This window comes from Halomonas sp. 113, from assembly GCF_904067645.1.
GTDB lineage: Bacteria > Pseudomonadota > Gammaproteobacteria > Pseudomonadales > Halomonadaceae > Vreelandella > Vreelandella titanicae.
This window is the reverse complement of sequence record NZ_LR881453.1, coordinates 4,649,528-4,670,021: the sequence shown is the minus strand read 5'-3', so window position 1 is coordinate 4,670,021 and position 20,494 is coordinate 4,649,528. Positions and strand designations below refer to the sequence as shown.

General features: G+C 59.1%; 13 protein-coding genes. 9 read left to right on the top strand and 4 right to left on the bottom strand.

Features of this window, described 5'->3' with window-relative positions; translation table 11 throughout:
• Positions 1-19: 19 nt before the first annotated feature.
• Entirely contained in the window at positions 20-1,600 is a 1,581-nt protein-coding gene (locus tag YERSI8AC_RS21800; RefSeq protein WP_159177564.1) for a BCCT family transporter, read from the bottom strand.
• Positions 1,601-1,843: 243 nt separating this feature from the next.
• Here YERSI8AC_RS21800 and fdhA point away from each other — a divergent pair, with 243 nt between their 5' ends.
• From fdhA to fdhF, 3 genes are all read left to right on the top strand, one after another.
• Positions 1,844-3,034 carry a formaldehyde dehydrogenase, glutathione-independent gene (gene fdhA / locus YERSI8AC_RS21795; RefSeq protein WP_041159045.1) on the top strand — a complete coding sequence of 397 codons (1,191 nt, stop codon included), beginning with the start codon at positions 1,844-1,846 and terminating at the stop codon, positions 3,032-3,034.
• Positions 3,035-3,172: 138 nt separating this feature from the next.
• Positions 3,173-4,891, top strand: coding sequence for an NADH-ubiquinone oxidoreductase-F iron-sulfur binding region domain-containing protein (locus YERSI8AC_RS21790; RefSeq protein ID WP_159177563.1), 1,719 nt, complete (start codon positions 3,173-3,175; stop codon positions 4,889-4,891).
• 11 nt (positions 4,892-4,902) lie between these two features.
• Positions 4,903-7,782 (top strand): formate dehydrogenase subunit alpha, encoded by a 2,880-nt coding sequence (gene fdhF, locus YERSI8AC_RS21785; RefSeq protein ID WP_159177562.1) that lies wholly within the window; start codon positions 4,903-4,905, stop codon positions 7,780-7,782.
• Here fdhF and YERSI8AC_RS21780 read toward each other — a convergent pair.
• The 3 genes from YERSI8AC_RS21780 to YERSI8AC_RS21770 form a co-directional block, all read right to left on the bottom strand.
• Positions 7,779-9,815: an NADH:flavin oxidoreductase gene (locus YERSI8AC_RS21780; RefSeq protein ID WP_022521477.1), complete on the bottom strand. Its 2,037-nt coding sequence runs from the start codon at positions 9,813-9,815 to the stop codon at positions 7,779-7,781. The two genes, fdhF and YERSI8AC_RS21780, sit on opposite strands and share 4 nt — an antisense overlap.
• Positions 9,816-9,972: 157 nt before the next feature.
• Positions 9,973-10,608, bottom strand: a complete 636-nt coding sequence (locus YERSI8AC_RS21775) for a TetR/AcrR family transcriptional regulator (RefSeq protein WP_022521478.1) — start codon at positions 10,606-10,608, stop codon at positions 9,973-9,975.
• A gap of 133 nt (positions 10,609-10,741) precedes the next feature.
• Positions 10,742-12,028 (bottom strand): aromatic ring-hydroxylating oxygenase subunit alpha, encoded by a 1,287-nt coding sequence (locus YERSI8AC_RS21770; RefSeq protein WP_053856948.1) that lies wholly within the window; start codon positions 12,026-12,028, stop codon positions 10,742-10,744.
• Positions 12,029-12,390: 362 nt separating this feature from the next.
• On the opposite strand from YERSI8AC_RS21770, the gene YERSI8AC_RS21765 reads away from it, so the two are divergent.
• From YERSI8AC_RS21765 to YERSI8AC_RS21740, 6 genes are all read left to right on the top strand, one after another.
• On the top strand, positions 12,391-13,497 hold the full coding sequence (locus YERSI8AC_RS21765) for a hybrid-cluster NAD(P)-dependent oxidoreductase (RefSeq protein WP_053857164.1): 1,107 nt from the start codon (positions 12,391-12,393) through the stop codon (positions 13,495-13,497).
• Positions 13,498-13,779: 282 nt separating this feature from the next.
• Complete coding sequence (glyA, locus tag YERSI8AC_RS21760) at positions 13,780-15,093, top strand: serine hydroxymethyltransferase (protein ID WP_022521481.1); 1,314 nt, start codon at positions 13,780-13,782, stop codon at positions 15,091-15,093.
• 47 nt (positions 15,094-15,140) lie between these two features.
• Positions 15,141-16,391 (top strand): sarcosine oxidase subunit beta family protein, encoded by a 1,251-nt coding sequence (locus YERSI8AC_RS21755; protein WP_159177561.1) that lies wholly within the window; start codon positions 15,141-15,143, stop codon positions 16,389-16,391.
• Positions 16,392-16,415: 24 nt separating this feature from the next.
• Positions 16,416-16,757: a sarcosine oxidase subunit delta gene (locus tag YERSI8AC_RS21750; RefSeq protein ID WP_022521483.1), complete on the top strand. Its 342-nt coding sequence runs from the start codon at positions 16,416-16,418 to the stop codon at positions 16,755-16,757.
• The gene (locus YERSI8AC_RS21745) at positions 16,754-19,804 is read left to right on the top strand and encodes a sarcosine oxidase subunit alpha family protein (protein ID WP_022521484.1); all 3,051 of its coding nucleotides are present in this window, start codon (positions 16,754-16,756) and stop codon (positions 19,802-19,804) included. The genes YERSI8AC_RS21750 and YERSI8AC_RS21745 overlap by 4 nt, the downstream gene beginning before the upstream one ends.
• Positions 19,797-20,432, top strand: coding sequence for a sarcosine oxidase subunit gamma (locus YERSI8AC_RS21740; protein WP_159177560.1), 636 nt, complete (start codon positions 19,797-19,799; stop codon positions 20,430-20,432). The genes YERSI8AC_RS21745 and YERSI8AC_RS21740 overlap by 8 nt, the downstream gene beginning before the upstream one ends.
• Positions 20,433-20,494 lie beyond the last annotated feature (62 nt).

The following is a 20,494-nucleotide window of genomic DNA, read 5'->3' as shown; positions in this document are numbered from 1 at the left end:
GCGGGCGGTTTAGCGTTGATTAGCTCGCGATTCTGGGCACCGCGTTGAGCTCGCGCCACTCTTTGTGGAGCCCCCTATAGAGGCTAAAACACATCAGTAACAGCACCAGCGTAAAGGGGAGTCCCGTAGCGACTGCGCCCGCCTGCAGGGCGCTGAGTGCTGTGCTCCCTCCGCCATACAGCAACACACCCGCAATAATACCCTCCAGCGTCGCCCAGAACACCCGTTGACTCTTGGGTGCATCTGTCTTGCCGCCGGCGGTGATGCTATCAATCACCAGCGAGCCGGAGTCTGAAGAGGTGATGAAGAACACCAGCACCAGAATAATCGCCAGCGTCGAGGTAGTGCTGGTCAGGGGGAGTTGCTCCAGCATGTGGAACATGGCGAGTGAGACGTCGCCAATGCCGTTGGCCAACTCGCCCACGCCGTTTGAGGCTTGAAAAAGTGCCGTGCCGCCAAAAGCACTCATCCATACCAAGGTGACCAGGGTGGGTACCAGCAGTACGGCGATAAGGAATTCACGCACCGTGCGTCCCCGGGATACGCGGGCAATGAACATGCCGACAAACGGAGACCAGGAGATCCACCACGCCCAGTAAAAGATCGTCCAGCCGTGGTACCAGGTATCGTCCTCGCGGCCAATCCAGTTCGACAGCGGCAGAAGGTGGCCCACGTAGTCCAGAGCCGTGGTGCCAATGCCTGTCAGAATCATCAAGGTAGGCCCCGCTATAACCACAAACAGAAGCAGCGCCGCCGCAATGACCATGTTGATATTCGAGAACAACTTAACGCCACCGTCGATTCCCCGCCATACCGAGAACAGCGCGATCACCGTGACCACTAGGATTATCGCCAGCTGTGTGCCGATGGTATTGGGAATGCCGAACAAATAGGCGAGGCCTCCAGCCGCTTGGGTAGCGCCAAAGCCAAGCGAAGTGGCCAGGCCAAAGATGGTGGCCAGCACGGCAAGAATATCGATGATATGGCCTGCCCAGCCGCGGGTTCGCTCGCCAAGGATCGGGTAAAAGGCGGAGCGAAGCGTCAGTGGCAGGCCTTTGTTATAAGCAAAGAAAGCGAGTGAGAGTGCCACCACGCCATAAATGGCCCAGGGGTGCAATCCCCAGTGGAACATGGTTGCCCCCATGGCGGCGCTGGCGCCCTCCGGCGTCCCCGCCGGTGCATTCAAGGGCGTTCCATACCAGTCGGTGTAGTAGGCTACTGGCTCTGCAACGCTCCAGAACATTAGGCCGATACCCATGCCCGCTGCAAACAGCATGGCGAACCAGGAGGTGCGCGAGTATTCCGGCTTTGCATCTTTGCCGCCTAGCCGAATCCGCCCGAGTGGCAGGCAGATCAGTACAAGGCAAAACACCACAAAAATATTGCCAGCAATCATAAACAGCCAGTCGAAGTGTTCAATCGACCAGTTTTTGGCAAGCCCTAAGTGAGTATTAGCAGCATCTGGATAGACCAGCGCGTAGATAATAAACAGTAGGATGGCTAGAGCGGAAAGCGGAAAAACGGGGTTATGAAAGTCCAACCCCAATATCTGGGTATTGTCCTGTCCAGGCGACAGAACCGGGTCGTCATTGTTTTTCATTGGGTTTCCTTGGTGGCTCTTATTAGATGTCGGCGGCGCCTTACATTGCCGACGCTATGAATTGTTGAGCCTGTTGCAAAGGAGGAGTGTCGTGAAAGCGACCTCTATCTATCCATCTTGGTTAGGATGTCTTGAATAGATACGTGAGTGCCTTTTTGGGGTAAGTCTCCAGGCGCGGAGGGGATAGGGTGGGATAGCGCAATCAACCATCATGAACAGAACAATAAGCCACAGGAGCCAGCCATGAATGCAGCCAACCGCGGAGTGGTCTACAAGGGGCCGGGAGAGGTCGCCGTTGAGTCCATTGCCTATCCTGAACTCGCCCTCGGCAATCGCAAGTGCGATCACGGCGTGATTCTCAAGGTAGTTACCACCAACATCTGTGGCAGCGACCAGCATATGGTACGCGGCCGCACCACCGCACCATCGGGCCTGGTGCTTGGCCACGAAATCACTGGCCTGGTCGTCGAGTGCGGGCGCGACGTCGAGTTTATTCAACCCGGCGACCTGGTTTCTGTGCCGTTCAACATTGCCTGTGGTCGCTGCCGCAACTGTAAAGAAGGCCGCACCGGTATCTGCCTCAACGTCAATCCAGCCCGTCCTGGCGCCGCCTACGGCTACGTGGATATGGGCGGCTGGGTCGGCGGCCAGACCGAATATGTCATGGTTCCCTATGCCGACTTTAACCTGCTGAAGTTCCCGGATGCCGATCAGGCCATGGAGAAGATCAAGGATCTGACCCTGCTCTCCGATATCTTCCCCACTGGGTTCCACGGCTGCGTTACTGCCGGTGTCGGCCCTGGCAGCACTGTCTATATTGCCGGTGCTGGGCCCGTAGGTCTGGCGGCCGCGGTTTCCGCTCAGTTGCTGGGGGCGGCCTGCGTGATCGTTGGCGATATGGTCGAAGAGCGTCTTGCCCAGGCACGCAGCTTTGGTTGCGAGACCATCGACCTGACCCAGGACGGCGACATGGCCGACAAGATCGAGGTGATCCTCGGCGAGCGTGAGGTCGATGCCTTTGTCGACTGTGTCGGCTTCGAAGCCCACGCCTGTGGCTGCAATCACGGCAAAGAAGCGCCCGCGACCGTGCTGAATTCGGCGATGTCGTTGACCCGTGCAGGTGGTCAGATCGGTATTCCGGGCCTCTATGTGACCGAAGACCCGGGTGCGGAGGACGAGGCCGCCAAGCAGGGGGCTCTGAGCATGCGCTTTGGTCTTGGTTGGGCCAAGTCTCACAGTTTCCATACTGGACAGTGCCCGGTGATGAAGTACCATCGACCACTGATGCAGGCTATTCTGTTTGGCAAGGTCAATATTGCCGATGCGGTGAATGTCCAGATGATCACTCTGGATCAGGCACCCCAGGGCTACGCCGACTTCGATGGCGGCGCTGCTAAGAAATTCGTTATTGACCCCCATGGCAGCGTAGCTTAATAGCTTATTTAAGAAGTACTGAGCAACAAGACCTGATCCCTGCCTGAAGGCAGGTTAGTGCGACCCTAGACGGCGCCCCGCGGGGTGCCGTTTTTGTTCATCCGGTATAAAACCGATCAAGATAATAATGAGTACCCCATGACCGTCCAGACCGTGACCCCCAAGCGCCGCTTTCGCGGCAAGCCCCGCGGCCGTGATCTCGATCCCAGTCTTCTTGAGGGGTTGCGAGAACTGCTGGGCGACGAACGACAGAACGCCACGCTGCGCCGCCGCGACCTACTCATTGAACATTTACACAACATTCAGGACACCCGGGGCCATCTACTGCTGGCGGATTTGCGTGCCCTGGCGGCGTACATGAACTTGCCCATGGCGACCGTCTACGAGACGGCCACTTTCTATGCGCACTTCGATGTCATCCACGACGATCAGTTGCCGCCGCCGGCAGTGACTATTCGCGTTTGCGACTCCCTCACCTGCCAGTTGGCCGGTGCTGAGGCGCTTAAGGCACAGCTTGAAGCGAACGTGGATATCGAGCAGGTACGGGTGCTGCGGGCGCCCTGCATGGGGCGCTGCGACACGGTGCCGGTAGCCGAAGTAGGCCATCATCATGTGCTGTTCGCCACCCATGAGCGTATCGCGTCGGTGATCGAAAAGGGCCACTTTCACCCGGATCCCGTCGACTGGCAGCGATTGGACGACTATCGCCGCGAGGGCGGCATGGCGTTGCTCCAGGCCTGTCACGACGGCAGCGTTACAGTAGAAGCGCTGATGGAGGCGATGCAGCAGGCCAATCTGCGCGGCTTGGGTGGCGCGGGTTTCCCTACCTTCAAAAAATGGACTTTCGTGCGCCAGGAGGCCGGCCCCCGGTACTGCGCTATCAACGCCGACGAGGGCGAGCCCGGTACCTTCAAGGATCGCTACTACCTGGAGCGCTCGCCCCACCAGTTTCTTGAAGGGGCCTTGGTGAGTGCCTGGGCGGTAGACGCCGAGGCGCTGTATATCTATCTTCGCGATGAGTACCCAGCGTTACATAGCGTGGTGCGCGAGGCGATTGGCGAGCTTGAGGCTGCTGGCCTAGTGGCGCCGGGTTACATCGTGCTGCGCCGCGGCGCGGGCGCCTATATCTGCGGCGAAGAGTCGGCGATGATCGAATCTTTGGAAGGCAAGCCGGGCAAACCCCGCCACCGCCCGCCGTTTGTGGCTCAGAAGGGGCTCTTTGATCGGCCGACGCTGGTCAATAACGTCGAGACCGTCTACTGGATTCCCATGATCTGGCAGCGCGGCGCGGAGGCCTTCTCCAGCCAGGGCCGCCATGGCCGCGTGGGGCTGCGCAGCTTCTCGGTTTCAGGCCGGGTCAAGCGTCCTGGTGTGTATTTAGCGCCCGCAGGGATCACGCTCAACGAGTTGGTTGACGAGTATTGCGGCGGCATGGCCGACAGCCACCGCTTGGCGGCCTACCTGCCCGGCGGCGCCTCCGGTGGAATTCTGCCCGCGGGCAAGGCCAATATTCCCCTCGACTTCGACACCCTTCAGGAGCACGGCTGTTTTATCGGTTCCGCTGCGGTAATCGTACTCTCCGATCAGGACGATCTGCGCGGGGTGGCTACCAATCTGCTGGCCTTCTTTGCCGATGAGTCCTGTGGCCAGTGCACACCCTGCCGGGTGGGCACGGAAAAAATGCTCACCCTGCTCGAACGCAACGAATGGGATGCCGGGCTGATGACGCAGCTTTCCCAGGTGATGATCGATGCCTCCATTTGCGGGCTCGGCCAGGCGGCGCCTAACCCGGTGCTGGGGCTGCTCAAGGATTTTCGCGGCGAGCTGGCCGCCCAGAACGTCATCGTCAAGGGATAAAGGAGGCCAGCATGAGCGAACAGAACGCAAACAACCGCTTTACCCTGACGCTGGACGGCGTTGAGGTCAGCGCTTACCCCGGTGAAAGCCTCTGGCAGGTAGCCAAACGCGTCGGCGAGACCATTCCCCACCTGTGTTTCAAGGATGCCAGCGGCTACCGCGCCGACGGCAACTGCCGCGCCTGTATGGTGGAAATCGAGGGCGAGCGCACCCTGGCCGCCAGCTGTTTGCGCGAAGCAGCCCCCGGTATGGTGGTCAATAGCGCCAACTCCGAACGCGCGCACACGGCCCGCAAGATGGTCATGGAGATGCTGCTGGTCGACCAGCCTGAGCGGGAAGAGAGCCCCGACAGCTCAAGCCATTTCTGGGCCATGGCTGACCAGCTGGCCATTGATGCCACGGCGGTGCGCCGCAAGCTGCCCAGGCGCGAAGAGCGTGAGACGGCTACCGTGCACCATGTGGCGTCCCGGGCGGACAGCCTGACGCAGGACAGCAGCCACTCCGCCATGCGCGTCAATCTTGACGCCTGCATCGAGTGCAACCTGTGTGTGCGCGCCTGCCGCGAAGTACAGGTTAACGACGTTATCGGCCTGGCTCACCGTGGGGCGGCGTCCAAGATCGTGTTTGATTTCGACGATCCCATGGGGGATAGCACCTGCGTAGCCTGTGGAGAGTGCGTTCAGGCCTGCCCCACCGGCGCCCTGATGCCCGCTACCCTGGTCGATCAGGCGGGCCGCGGCGATTCTGCGGTGGCTGACCGCAAGGTCGATTCGGTATGCCCCTACTGCGGAGTGGGTTGCCAGCTCACCTACCATATCAAGGACGATGAGATCCTTTATGTGGAGGGGCGCGACGGCCCCTCTAACGAGAACCGGCTATGTGTTAAAGGGCGCTTCGGCTATGACTATCCGCGCCATCCATCCCGGCTGACCACCCCGCAGATTCGTCGCCAGGGCGTTGCCAAGGGCATCGATCCGGACTTTGATCCCGCTCAGCCCCTGACGCATTTCCGCGAGGCGAGCTGGGATGAAGCCCTAGAGGTTGCCGCCAGCGGGCTTGTAAACCTTAAAGCGGCCCATGGCCCTGATGCCCTGGCGGGGTTCGGCAGCGCCAAGTGCTCCAACGAAGAGGCATGGCTGTTCCAGAAGCTGGTGCGTACCGGCTTTGGCTCCAATCATGTAGATCACTGTACCCGCTTGTGCCACGCAAGCTCCGTGGCGGCACTCATGGAGTGTATTGGTTCAGGCTCGGTCACCGCCTCCTTTATGCAGGCAAGCCAGGCCGATGTGGTGATTCTTACCGGCTGCAACCCGGCTGTGAATCACCCGGTGGCGGCCACTTTCTTCAAGCAGGCCGCCAAGCGTGGCACCAAGATCGTGATAATCGACCCCCGTGGTCAGTCGCTGGATGCCTACGCCCACCTGAGCGTGCGCTTTTCACCGGGCGCCGACGTGGCCCTGTTTAATGCCATGCTGAATGTGGTCATCAGTGAAGAACTTTATGATACGGCTTATATCGCCGAGCATACCGAGGGCTTCGAGGCCCTGAAAATTCATACCGTCGACATGACCCCCGAAGCGATGAGCGGCCTGTGCGGCGTTGAGCCTGAGACCATTCGCGAGGTGGCTAGGCTCTATGCCAACGCCGAGCGGGCAATTATTTTCTGGGGCATGGGCATTTCCCAGCACACCCACGGTACCGATAACGCCCGGTGCCTGATTTCGCTGGCGTTGGCCTGCGGCCAGACCGGTCGCCCTGGCACCGGCCTGCATCCTTTGCGGGGGCAGAACAACGTTCAGGGGGCTTCTGATGCCGGGCTGATTCCCATGGTCATGCCCGACTACCAGCCGGTCAATGATGATCAGGTTCGTGCGGCGTTCGAAGAACTGTGGAATACCAAACTGGATCCCACGCCGGGTCTCACCGTGGTGGAAATTATGGACGCTATCACCGCGGGCACCATACGCGGCATGTATATCCAGGGCGAAAACCCGGCGATGTCCGACCCGGATCTGGCCCATGCCCGGGCCGCACTGGCCAAGCTGGAACATCTGGTGGTACAGGATCTGTTTGTCACTGAGACCGCCCAGTTCGCTGATGTCATCCTGCCTGCCTCCGCTTGGCCTGAGAAGAACGGTACCGTCACCAACACTAATCGTCAGGTGCAGATGGGGCGTGCGGCGTTGCCGCTACCGGGCCAGGCCAAGCCGGACTGGTGGATTATCCAGGAAATTGCCAACCGTTTTGGTCTGGACTGGAATTATCAGCATCCGCGGGACGTCTTCGCCGAGATGAAACAAGGCATGGCCTCTCTCGACCATATTTCCTGGGAGCGTTTGGAGCGCGAGCAGTCGGTGACCTACCCCTGCCCAGCGGAAGACGCGCCGGGGCAAGACGTAGTCTTCAGCGATGCTTTTCCCACCGCCAGCGGTCGGGCGAAGTTCGCCCCCACGCGCCCGCTGCCACCGGATGAGCCGGTCGATAACGACTACCCAACGGTACTGACCACCGGGCGTCAGTTAGAGCACTGGCATACCGGTTCGATGACCCGGCGCGCCAAAGTGCTTGATGACCTGGAGCCGGAAGCCGTAGCCAGCCTGGCCCCCGCTGAGTTTATTCGATTGGGAATGGCGCCGGGCGATGATCTGACGATCGCCACCCGGCGGGGTTCCATCACTCTCAAAGCGAGGACGGATCCGGGAATGCCGGAGGGGATGGTTTTCGTGCCCTTCTGTTACGGGGAAGCAGCGGCGAACTTGTTAACCAACCCTGCACTGGATCCTTATGGCAAGATTCCGGAGTTCAAGTATGCCGCCTGTCGCCTTGTTTCTGCCGGAAAAGAGCCCGTCGATGGAGGAGCAATGGAGGTGGAAAGTAGGACGCTGTATTAAATGTCCTTGACCAACCTGAGCGCGTCGTAGATGGCCGCGTGGGTGTTCCGGGACTCGACGGCATCGCCGATCCGGAACAGCTGGAAATGGCCATCCGGATTGTTGATGACGCGCTGAGGGTTGCCCACGATCAGGTCATCGTAGTTCACCTCGCCGCCATTGCTGGCGTGCGGTTTGAGCTCGAAATAGATGTCGGCCATGGGCGTGATGCCGTAGTTGACCACTACCTGGTCGATGCGCCGTTCGTGCTCCAGATCCATGTAGTCGCTGGTGATCTTGGCCAGTAGCTCGCTTCCATTACGCTGCACGGACTTCAGCCGGTAAGTGGTTGTGAAGGTGACGTTGGGGCGCTGTAGGGCACGCATGTAGGGCACCAGGTTCATGGCCATGATCTCTGCGGAGAAGGTGCGATCCGGCGTCATGATCTCCACTTCGCCCCCCGCGGCGGCAATGATCTCGGCCGCCTGCAGGGCGGCATGGTCGCCTGCATCGTCGAACAGCAATACCCGTTTGCCAGGCGGCACATGCCCTGAGAGGATATCCCAAGTGTTGACCACCAGATCGTGCCCGACCTCAGGCTGATCTTCCATGGGATAGCCGCCGGTGGCCACGATCACCACGTCCGGCAGCTCGGCGAGCACGTCCTCCACCTCGGCCCAGACGTTGTAGCGGATCTCGACACCCAGCGCGTCGCACTGCGCTAAGCGCCAATCGATGATGCCCAGCATCTCGCGTCGCCGCTCGCTCAGGGCTGAGAGTCGCACCTGCCCGCCTGCATCGCTGGCAGCTTCCAGTACCACCACCGAATGGCCCCGCTCGCCGGCGACCCGGGCGGCTTCGAGCCCCGCTGGCCCGGCGCCAATGATCACCACCCGACGTTGCTGCGCTGCCCTAGGGATAGTGTGGGGCATGCTGGTTTCGCGCCCGGTGGCGGCGTTGTGGATGCAGTAGGCGGCGCCACCCTGATAGATACGGTCCAGACAGTAGTTGGCACCGACACAGGGGCGAATATCTTCTTCGCGGCCTTCTATGATCTTGCGCACGATGTGCGGGTCGGCCATGTGGGCGCGAGTCATGCCGATCATGTCGACCTTGCCTGAGGCGATGGCATAACGGGCAGTGGCGACATCCTGGATCTTGGCGCCATGGAAGGTGGGAAAGTCGATCTCGCGACGTATTTTACCGGCGAAATCCAGGTGCGGGGCGCTGGGCATGCCCTGGATGGGAATCACGTCGGTGAGCCCCGCATCTGTGTCGATGTGGCCACGAACCACGTTGAGAAAGTCGACCAGACCGCTGTCCTTTAAGCGCCGTGAGATCTCCATCCCGTCGCCGGACGTCAGCCCACCCGGCAGCATCTCGTCGCCGGTGTAGCGCACGCCCACGATGAACGCCTCGCCAACCCGCTGGCGAATGGCGCGCAGCACCTCGAAGGTGAAACGCAGCCGATTATCGAGATCCCCTCCATAAGGCCCCTCAAGGGTATTGGTCAGTGGCGACCAGAACTGATCCATCAGGTGGCCATAGGCCTGCAGCTCGATGCCATCGAGGCCGGCGGCGTGCATGCGTTCGGCGGCATCGGCGTAGTCGCGGATCAGGCGCTCGATATCCCACTCCTCGACCTGCTTGGGAAAAGCGCGGTGGGACGCCTCGCGACGATGCGAAGACGATACCGCTGGCAGCCAATCGCCCTTGTCCCAACGGGTGCGCCGGCCCAGGTGGGTCAACTGGATCATCACTGCGGTGCCGTGCTCGTGGCAGGCGTCGGTCAGCTCGCGCATCCACGGCACCACTTCATCCTTATAGGCGAGGATGTTGTTGAACACGGGAGGGCTGTCCTTGGCCACCGCCGCGGATCCAGCGGTCATGGTCAGGCCAAGGCCTGCCTTGGCGCGCTCGACGTGGTAGGCACGGTAGAGTGCCTTGGGCATCCCGTCCTCAGGATAAGCGGGCTCATGGGCTGTCACCATAAGCCTGTTTTTCAGGGTCAGGTGCTTTAGCTGAAAGGGCTGCAGTAGCGGATCGTTAAACATGGACAGGACGCCATTTTGTTGTGTATTTGATAAATCTAGGCGCTAGTGTTCATTGATGTCAATATAATGTTCATCAATGTACATTGAGGGGCGAGCATGTTCGACCGTTAAGACGGCGGCGGGGTGGGTGGCGTTAGCCGATTAGGCTTGCCGTGGGCTAGCCGGTGCCGGTTGGAGAATATCCATGGCGGGCATAGAAGCGTTGCAATTCCCTGGAACCGGGCGGCTGGCCGGTGAAAATTTCGACATAGGCGGGGATGCGCTGCATGCGCACTTCGAGCGGTTCCTGGGTCTTCATCGAGATATAGCCGATCTGGGTTAGGTAGATGGTGCGGCCCCGAACGTTGGCCGCCAGCGGATCATAGCCGTAACGCTGGAACATCCGCGCCAGTGCTTCGATACGGGTGGCATCAGCCGTATCGATTTCACTCACTACTGATGCTGACTGTAGCGCCCAACTACGCATGGCGAACTCTAGCGGGGAGTCGAACAGCTTAGGATCCAGCCAACAGTCGAAGACATTGAGCATCGCCTCGACGATATTCTCGGCATAGGCTTCGGTCTGATTTACTAGCCCCTGGGTATTCTTTTCACGCCAGCGTGCGATCAGTGCCTCCAGTAGTGCCTCGCGATCCTTGAAGAACCAGTAGAAGCTGGTGCGAGAAAGCTTTAGTCGCTTGGCCAGGGGAAGAATGCGCACGCTGTCGACGCCCGATTCGAGTAGCAGCTCAAACGCCGCGTCGAGCCAGACGTCTTGAGAACCCTTGGCAGCGGGAATATCGGTGGATGGCATTGAGCAGGTCTCTAAGAATAGTCCAGGAATAGCGTGGCAAAGTGTACACAGGTGTCTCTTATGTGTACACGTTGCCAGCTACTCTGGCTAAGTCCTAGTGGCGGTAAACGTCGCTGCCTGGATCCTTCAAGTTTTAACCTTGGGCTAAGTGCAACGTCGGAGCCTCATATCCTAGGTTCTCAAGCACCCGGTTGGCGTACCAGTCGACAAAATCGATAACCCCGAACTCATAGGTTTCAGAGTAAGGGCCGGGTTGGTAGGCCTTGGAGTTGATGCCGCGCTGGTTCTCTTCGGCCAGTTGGCGATCCTGGTCGTTGGTGGCATCCCAGACGCGGCGCAGCTGTTCGGGGTCGTAGTCAACGCCTTCTACCGCATCCTTGTGAACCAGCCACTTGGTGGTCACCACGGTTTGCTGCGGGCCAAGGGGAAGTACGCGGAACACCACCGCGTGATCACCCATGAAGTGATTCCATGAATTGGGCAGATGCAGGATGCGCAGAGAACCCATGTCGGGACTTTTCAGGCGACCCATCAGCTTCTTGCAGCCGGGTTTACCGTCCATTGTCATGGAGACAATGCCATCCAACAGCGGCGTGCGGGTCAGACGGTTCTGATGGCCAAGCCGCGTCAGTTGGTAGGGCACCCGCTCCTGATCCCAATCTGCCTGCTTGCGGGCCACCAGCTCCTTGTAGGCAGGCGTTGCCCGCGGATCCTCGGTGTCATCAAACTCTTGCAATGAATTCAGCAGCTCAGGGTGTGCGCCGTTGCAGTGATAGCACTCGCGGTTATTTTCGATGACCAGCTTCCAGTTGGCTTGCTCGACGATACTGGACTCGGTGGCGACCTTAACGTTGTCCATCTGGTAGGGCTCAAGATAGTGCTCAAGCGTTTCCAGAAAGTCATCCATGGGAGGCGGGTTGTCGCTTAAGTTGATAAAGATGAAGCCGCCGGCGGTGCAAATGCTGACCGGCTTGAGGCCAAACTGATCCAGGTTGAAATCAGTGCCCATATCGCTGCCGGCAAACAGCAAGCGACCATCAAGCTCGTAAGTCCACTGGTGATAGGGGCAAACAAGTTTTGCCACTTTGCCTTTATCCTTTACGCAAAGGCGCGAACCGCGGTGGCGGCAGACATTGTGAAAGGCATGAATGGTACCTTCACCACCGCGTACGATGACAACGGGGTTGTCACCGATATCCAATGTCATGAAGTTACCCTTGGTGGGGATCTCGCATGTCATTCCTGCGAATAGCCACTCTTTCTCGAAAACCTCTTGCATATCAATCGCAAACAGGCGGGCATCGTTATAAAACGGCTGCGGAAGTGAAAAGGTGCGCTCCCTCGTTTGCAGCATATTGGCCGTTGACTCACGGGCCGCGACGAGCGGGTCATCCATTGTGTTTAACACGTACTTTTGCATACCAGTATCCTCGTAAACCACCGCTTTCCCCTCTAGGGCTGCGAGTCGGCCGTTAGTCAAGATTGTTTATCTTGTTGTTCTGTTGCGTAACCTGGCGTTTTATTCAAATGTGGTCTGACGTCAGGGACAGATTGTGTTGCAGGCTACTCCCTGCCAGTTATCTGCCCGCGACATTAGGTGGCGTAGTGGCGACGAAAAAAGAGGTTTCTAAGCGATAAAGAGTGGCACGAGGTAAGTGCGAGTCGCTGTCAGGTAAGTCGGTCGGCAGGCGCGTCCCCAAAATGCAGCTCAAAGGTGCTGACCGTATCGCAAATACGGTTCGGCGATGCATGGTGATGAAGGCTGGTCAGGCAGAGGCGACAATGACAACTAATTTTTTCAATCCGGTCACGACCCAAACCTGGACCAACGGCCGCCACCAGGTGCGTTGCGTCAAGGTGATTCAAGAAACCCAGGATGTGCGCACGTTCTGCTTCATGGCCGAGCAGCCTGTACTGTTCTTCTTCAAGCCCGGTCAGTTCGTGACGCTGGAGCTGGAGATTGATAATCAGCCGATCATGCGCTCCTATACCATTTCCAGCTCTCCCTCCATCCCTTACAGCTTTTCAATCACCGTTAAACAAGTGCCAGGGGGCAAGGTATCCAACTGGCTGCATGCGAACCTAAAAGTGGGCGACGAGCTGGTCGTGCATGGCCCGGTAGGCAACTTCAATTCCATTGATTTTCCTGCCGAAAAAGTGTTGTTTCTCTCTGGCGGGGTGGGCATTACCCCATTGATGTCCATGACGCGCTGGCTGTTTGATACCAACGCCGCTGTTGACGTTGAATTTATACACAGCGCCCGTGCCCCTCGCGATGTGATTTATCATCGTGAACTGGTGCATATGTTTTCGCGTATTCCCGAGTTCAAGCTGCATATTATTTGCGAGAACAAAGAGGATATCGGCGAGGCCTGGGCCGGCTACCGTGGCTACCTTACCCAGCCGCTGTTCGAACTCATTGTGCCGGACTTTATGGAGCGGGAGATATTCTGCTGCGGCCCGACCCCTTACATGAACGCCATCAAAAATATTCTTCGTGCCAACAACTTCAACATGGATCACTACCATGAGGAGTCGTTTGGCGCTACGCCGGTTGAGGTACGTGAAGATGTCCTTGAGCTGGCCGAACAGGCAGAGGTTGATGCCGAAAATGTCGACACCAGCGACTTGTTTAGTATCGAGTTTGCCTCTTCAGGGAAAAGTGTGCGTATTCAGCCGGGGGAGACGGTTCATGCGGCGGCGGCCAAGCTGGGTCTGCATATCCCCAAAGCTTGTGGCATGGGGATTTGCGGTACTTGCCGAGTGGAGCTCAAGTCGGGAGAAGTGGAAATGGAGCATAACGGCGGCATTACCGATGAGGATGCCGAAGAAGGCTATATCCTGTCGTGCTGCAGTCGGCCGAAGGGGGATTTAATCGTCGATTTTTAGCCCCGGCAAGCACCTTGCTGCCTAGTTTTAAGCGCCCTAAACGGTTAATTCCCGTCTAGGGCGCTTTGCTTTTTGGGCGGCGTCAGCCGTGTTATTGGCTAAATCTTGCCGATGTCGCAAATACATCGCGTGGTGACGTCGGCAAGCATCTTGGGCCCGGACTCCAACGATAGTATCGCGGTAAGAACGCGTTGATAGGGACTTTGGTTAGCGGCCGGGGTTTATCAGCATTAAAGAGTATATCCAGCACTTAATAAAAAAGTGACTAATGAGGAGGCGGTAATGCTTCAGAATAATTTTTCCCCCAATGCACGTTTGGCCAGTTACGACACGTTGCTTGCTGAAGCAATTGCTGAAGAAACGGTTCGCCAAGAAGCGCATATTGAATTAATCGCCTCCGAAAATTATACCAGCAAACTTGTCATGGAAGCGCAAGGTACACAGCTGACCAACAAGTATGCAGAAGGCTATCCAGGTCGCCGTTACTACGGTGGCTGTGAGTTCGTTGACAAGGTTGAAGCCTTGGCAATTGAGCGGGCTTGCCACCTTTTTAGTGCCAATTATGCCAATGTGCAGCCGCACTCCGGCGCCCAGGCCAATGCCGCTGTGTTCATGGCACTGGTATCGCCGGGCGATACGGTATTGGGTATGAGTCTGGCCCACGGCGGCCACTTAACCCATGGTGCTGCACCCAACTTTTCGGGTAAGCATTACAACGCCGTGCAGTATGGCCTCAAGCCGGAAACCGGCGAGATCGATTACGAAGAAGTCGAGCGCTTAGCTCGCGAGCACCAGCCGAAGATGATCATCGCGGGTTTCTCCGCTTACTCTCGCGTGGTGGATTGGCGGCGTTTTCGCGCCATCGCCGATGAGGTAGGCGCCTGGTTGATGGTCGATATGGCCCACGTCGCTGGCCTGGTAGCCGCTGGCCTCTATCCGAGCCCGCTCCCTTACGCTCATGTGGTAACTACCACCACCCATAAAACGCTGCGCGGCCCCCGCGGCGGCTTGATTCTCTCCGCCGATGGCGACGAAGCGCTGTATAAAAAGCTTAATGGCGCGGTTTTCCCAGGCCAGCAGGGCGGCCCGCTGATGCATGTTATTGCCGCTAAGGCGGTGGCGTTTAAGGAAGCCATGAACCAGGAGTTTGTGCGCTACCAGCAGCAGGTGATCGATAACGCTCAGGCCATGGCCAAGGTGTTTATGGAGCGTGGCTACGACGTGGTGTCCGGCGGCACCGACGACCACCTCTTTTTGGTTTCGCTTATCCGCCAGGGCATTACCGGTAAAGATGCGGATGCAGCCCTTGGCCGCGCGCATATCACCGTTAATAAGAATACGGTGCCTAATGATCCCCAAAGCCCCTTCGTGACTTCCGGCCTGCGTATCGGCACCCCTGCGGTCACCACGCGCGGCTTCGATGCTGAGGAGTGTAGCGAACTAGCGGACTGGATTTGCGACATCCTGGACGAGCTGGCTGCAGGCAAAGACACGGCTTCCATTGAAGCCGAGGTGCAAGCCAAAGTGACCGACGTGTGTGCCCAGCATCCTGTCTACGCTGAGTCCGCCGCTGAAGCCGTCGAATCCATTGCTTGAATCGGCTTGCCGGCAGGGCCCGGCGCGGCTGAACTGAGGAGACCACTATGCAACGCTATTCCGGCTTCGGCCTGGTCAAGCACGCGCTGAGCCACCACGAGAACTGGGAGCGCCAGTGGCGCAACCCCACACCCAAGAAGCAGTACGATGTAATCATCGTCGGTGGTGGCGGTCACGGCTTGGCCACGGCCTACTATTTGGCGAAAGAGTTCGGCGTCAAGAACGTGGTGGTGATTGAGAAAGGCTGGCTGGGCGGTGGTAATACCGCCCGTAATACCACCATTGTGCGTTCCAACTACTTATGGGACGAATCCGCTGCGCTTTACGAACACGCCATGAAACTGTGGGAAGGGCTTTCCCAAGACCTTAACTACAACGTCATGTTCTCCCAGCGGGGGGTTCTCAACCTGGGGCATACCCTGCAGGACATGCGCGATATCCAGCGTCGGGTGAATGCCAATCGGCTGAATGGCATTGACGGTGAAGTTTTAGACGCCAAAGGAGTGCAGGAGCTAGTGCCGATTATGGACTGCTCCAAAAGCGCGCGTTACCCGGTAATGGGTGCCTCCTGGCAGCCGCGCGCGGGGGTGGCTCGCCACGATGCCGTGGCCTGGGGCTATGCTCGCGGTGCCGATGCCCACGGCGTGGATATTCTCCAGCAGACCGAAGTCACCGGCTTCAAAATTCGTGATGGCCAGATCTACGGTGTACACACCAACCGTGGCGATATTGAAGCCAAAACCGTCGGTTGTGTGACTGCCGGTAACTCCTCCGTGCTGGCCAAAATGGGCGGCTTTAACTTGCCGTTGGAGTCCCATCCGCTGCAAGCCTTAGTCTCTGAGCCGATCAAACCTATTCTCGATACGGTGGTGATGTCGAACCAGGTGCATGGCTACATCAGCCAGTCCGACAAGGGCGACCTGGTGATTGGCGCAGGCATCGACGGTTATAACGGCTATGGTCAACGCGGCAGTTATCCCACCGTGGAGCACACGCTCCAGGCGATCGTTGAAATGTTCCCGATCTTCTCTCGGGTACGCATGAACCGTCAGTGGGGCGGTATCGTCGATACTTGCCCGGATGCCTGTCCGATTATCTCTAAAACGCCGGTGAAGGGTCTGTACTTCAACTGCGGCTGGGGTACCGGCGGCTTCAAAGCCACACCAGGGTCGGGGCATGTATTCGCTGCCAGCCTGGCCAAGGGGGAAATGCACTCCATCGCCGAGCCGTTCTCCATGTTCCGCTTCCATAGCGGTGCGCTGATCGACGAACACGGCGCTGCCGGCGTGGCCCACTAGGGTTCATACGAGAGGAGTATTCGCATGTTCTATATCTACTGCCCCTACTGCGGCGAACACCGTGAGGAAGAGGAATTCCACCCCAAGGGCCAGGCGCATATCGAGCGCCCCAAGGAGCCCGAGGCGTGTAGTGACGAAGAGTGGGGGGATTACCTGTTCTTCCGTGACAACCCCCGTGGCGTTCACCATGAAATGTGGGTGCATGCGGTGGGTTGCCGCAAGTTTTTCAACGTGACGCGTCACACCGTGAGCTACGAGATTCTCGAGACTTACAAAATGGGCGAGCAGCCGTCGATTACCGCTGATAGCCAGAGCCAGGCCCGCGAGGGCGCTGCGGTAAGCCAACAAGAAGGAGTGCGGGCATGAGCCAGTCCAAGCAACAAGTGTACCGCCTTAACACGGGTGGCCGTATCGATCGCTCCCGCACGTTGAGCTTTACCTTTAACGGCCAGCGATACCAAGGGCATCCCGGGGATACTCTGGCCTCGGCGCTGTTGGCTAACGGTGTGGATATCGTTAACCGCAGCTTTAAATACTCGCGGCCCCGCGGCATTGTCGCTGCGGGCGCCGAGGAGCCCAATGCCATCGTACAGTTAGGCAGCAGTGAAGCGGCCCAGGTGCCCAATGTACGCGCCACCCAGCAGGCGCTATATGACGGCCTGACCGCCAGCAGTACCAATGGCTGGCCGAACGTACAGCGCGACCTGATGGGCCTGTTCGGCAAGCTGGGCGGGCAGTTCATGCCGCCGGGCTTCTACTACAAGACCTTTATGGCGCCGGCCTCGATGTGGCTGACCTACGAGAAGTACATCCGCAAGGCGGCGGGGCTGGGTCGCAGCCCCATGGAAGCCGATCCGGATAACTATGATCACTTCAATCAGCACTGCGATGTGCTGGTCGTCGGCGCAGGCGCCGCGGGTCTGGCGGCAGCGCTGGCCGCCGCGCGCAGCGGCGCTCGGGTGATGGTGGCCGATGAGCAGGAAGAAATGGGCGGATCGCTGCTGGCCAGTCGTGAAACCCTGGAAGGCAAACCGGCGGATCAGTGGGTTGCCCGGGTGATGGACGAATTGGCGGGCTGCGAGAACGTCACGCTGCTGCCGCGTACCACGGCCAACGGTTATCACGATCACAATTTCGTTACCCTGCATGAGCGGCGCACCGAACACCTGGGCGATACGGCGCCGGTGGAAAATGGCCACCGTCAGGTACGTGCGCGCCTGCACCGGGTACGCGCTGGTCAGGTGATCCTGTCCACGGGCGCCCACGAGCGTCCGCTGGTCTACGCGGGCAATGACGTGCCGGGCAACCTGCTGGCTGGCGCTGTGTCGACCTACATCCGACGCTATGGCGTGGCACCGGGCCGCAAGCTGGTACTCTCCACCAGCAACGACTACGGCTACCGCGCTGCCCTGGACTGGAAAGAGGCTGGCTGTGAGGTCGTCGCTATCGTGGACGCCCGCGAGGCGCCGGCGGGCGATTGGGTCGATGCCGCTCGCGCCCAGGGCATCAAGATTATTACGGGCAGCGCCGTTATCGAGGCGAAGGGCAGCAATAGGGTTACTGCAGCCCGGGTCGCCAAGATTGATATTGGCGCTTTCAAAGTGACCGGCCCGGTTCAGGAGTTGGCCTGCGACACCATCGCCAGCTCCGGCGGCTACAGCCCGGTGATTCACTTGGCATCCCACACTGGCGCGCGGCCTACCTGGCGCGACGATATTCTCGGCTTCGTGCCGGGGTTGGTGAAGGGCGTTCAGGCCTGTGGCGGTGCCAACGGCTGCTATGCCCTGGGTGACGTGCTGGCGGAAGGTGTCGAGGCGGGCATCAAGGCAGCGGCCGCCATGGGCCATGCCGTTCAGACGGTTACTCTGCCGAGCGCTGAACGTCTGCAGCAAGGGCCTGCGGTGGCGCTCTTCCAGGTGCCTCACGAGAAGCCCACGCTGCGCGGCCCCAAGCAGTTCGTCGACCTGCAGAACGACGTCACCGCGGCGGGCATCGAGCTTGCGACCCGGGAAGGCTTCGAGTCCATCGAGCACATCAAGCGCTATACCGCGATGGGCTTCGGTACGGATCAGGGCAAGCTGGGCAACATCAACGGCATGGCGATTGCCGCCCGTTGCTTGAATCGCTCCATTCCCGAGGTGGGCACCACGGTGTTTCGCCCCAACTATACCCCGGTGACCTTCGGCGCCATCGTCGGTCGCCACTGCCGTGATTTGTTCGATCCCGAACGCTACACCGCGCTTCACCAGTGGCACGTGGAGCGTGGCGCCGAGTTCGAGGACGTCGGCCAGTGGAAGCGCCCCTGGTACTACCCACAGAAGGTGAATGGCAAAACCGAGACGATGCACGAGGCAGTGGCTCGCGAGTGTCTGGCAGTGCGCGAGAAGGTCGGTATTCTCGATGCCTCGACGCTTGGCAAGATCGATATTCAAGGGCCAGATGCGCGTGAGTTTCTGGCGCGGATTTATACCAACAAGTGGGAGAAGCTGGCAGTCGGCAAGTGCCGCTACGGCCTGATGTGCAAAGACGATGGCATGGTCACCGACGACGGTGTGACCAGCTGTCTGGCTGAAAATCACTTTTTGATGACCACCACCACCGGTGGCGCGGCGGCCATCCTCGAGTGGCTGGAGTTGTGGCATCAGACCGAATGGCCGGAACTGGATGTCTACTTCTCTTCAGTGACTGACCACTGGGCCACCATGACGATCACCGGCCCGGAAGCGCGCAAGCTGCTCGCTGAGATCAGTGATCTCGATCTTGACCGCGATAGCTTTAAGTTTATGGATTGGCGATCTGGGAAAGTGGCGGGGGTGCCTGCACGGGTCTTTCGCATCTCCTTTACCGGCGAGCTGACCTTCGAGATCAACGTTCAGGCAAACTACGCCATGCATGTGTGGCAGACCCTGTTCAAGCATGGCGAGAAGTATGGCTTGACGCCCTATGGCACCGAAACCATGCACGTTCTGCGCGCTGAAAAGGGCTTCATCATCGTGGGTCAGGAAACCGACGGCTCCGTTACGCCGGAAGACTTAGGCATGCAGTGGTGCGTTGGCTACGACAAACCCTACTCATGGATTGGTAAGCGGGCCCTGACGCGCAGTGACACCAAACGCGAAAACCGCAAGCAGTTGGTGGGGCTCCGGCCCAAGGATCCGAAGGTGATCCTCGAAGAGGGCGCTCAGATCGTGCTTGATCCTAAGCATGCGATTCCTATGCCCATGGTGGGGCATGTTACCTCCAGCTACTACAGCCCGATTCTGGATTCAGGGTTTGCGCTAGCGGTGGTTAAGGGTGGCCATCAGAAACTAGGCGAGACGGTCTACCTGCCCATGGCGGATGGACAAACCCATGAGGCTGAAATCGTCAGCACCATTTTCTACGACCCCAAGGGAGAGCGCCAGCATGTCTAACGCGGCCACCTTCGACACCCGTACTGATACCGCTATCCCGGTAGAATCCCCGTTAGCCTATAGCTATCGTCGCAGCGGTGCGCCCCAGACCGGCGGCCCAAGCCGGCTTCAGCTGCGCGAGCGGGCAATGCTTGGGCATTTGATCCTGCGGGGTGGTGCCATCGTGCTCGACGAGGCGGTGCGCGACGTGCTGGGAATCAGCTTGCCTGGGCAACCCCAGGCGTTGGTACAAGATGCCAGCGGTGAACGTTCTATCCAGTGGCTCTCCCCGGACGAGTGGCTGGTCATCGTGCCAGGTGGCGAAGAGTTTCCACTGGAGACCAAGCTGCGCGAGCAATTGGGCAGTGCCCACTTCGCGATTAGCGACGTCAGCGGCGGCCAGACGCTATTAGAGCTTTCCGGCGAAGCAGCCCGAGAGCTATTGATGAAAACGGTGATCTACGATGTTCATCCCAGCAATTTCCCGGTGGGGAAAGGTGTCACTACCGTCTTCGCTAAGGCGACCACTATTCTTCGTCGCCCCAGTGACGAGCGCTGGGAGTTAGTGGTGCGGCGCAGTTTTGCCGACTACTGCTATCGCTGGTTGCTGGATGCCGGGACAGAATTCGGCATTAACGTACAACAATAAGCGGGCAGGCCGGAGCGCTGTTCCGGCCGCTATGATCTTCCGCAACGGTCTGCCGCTAACTG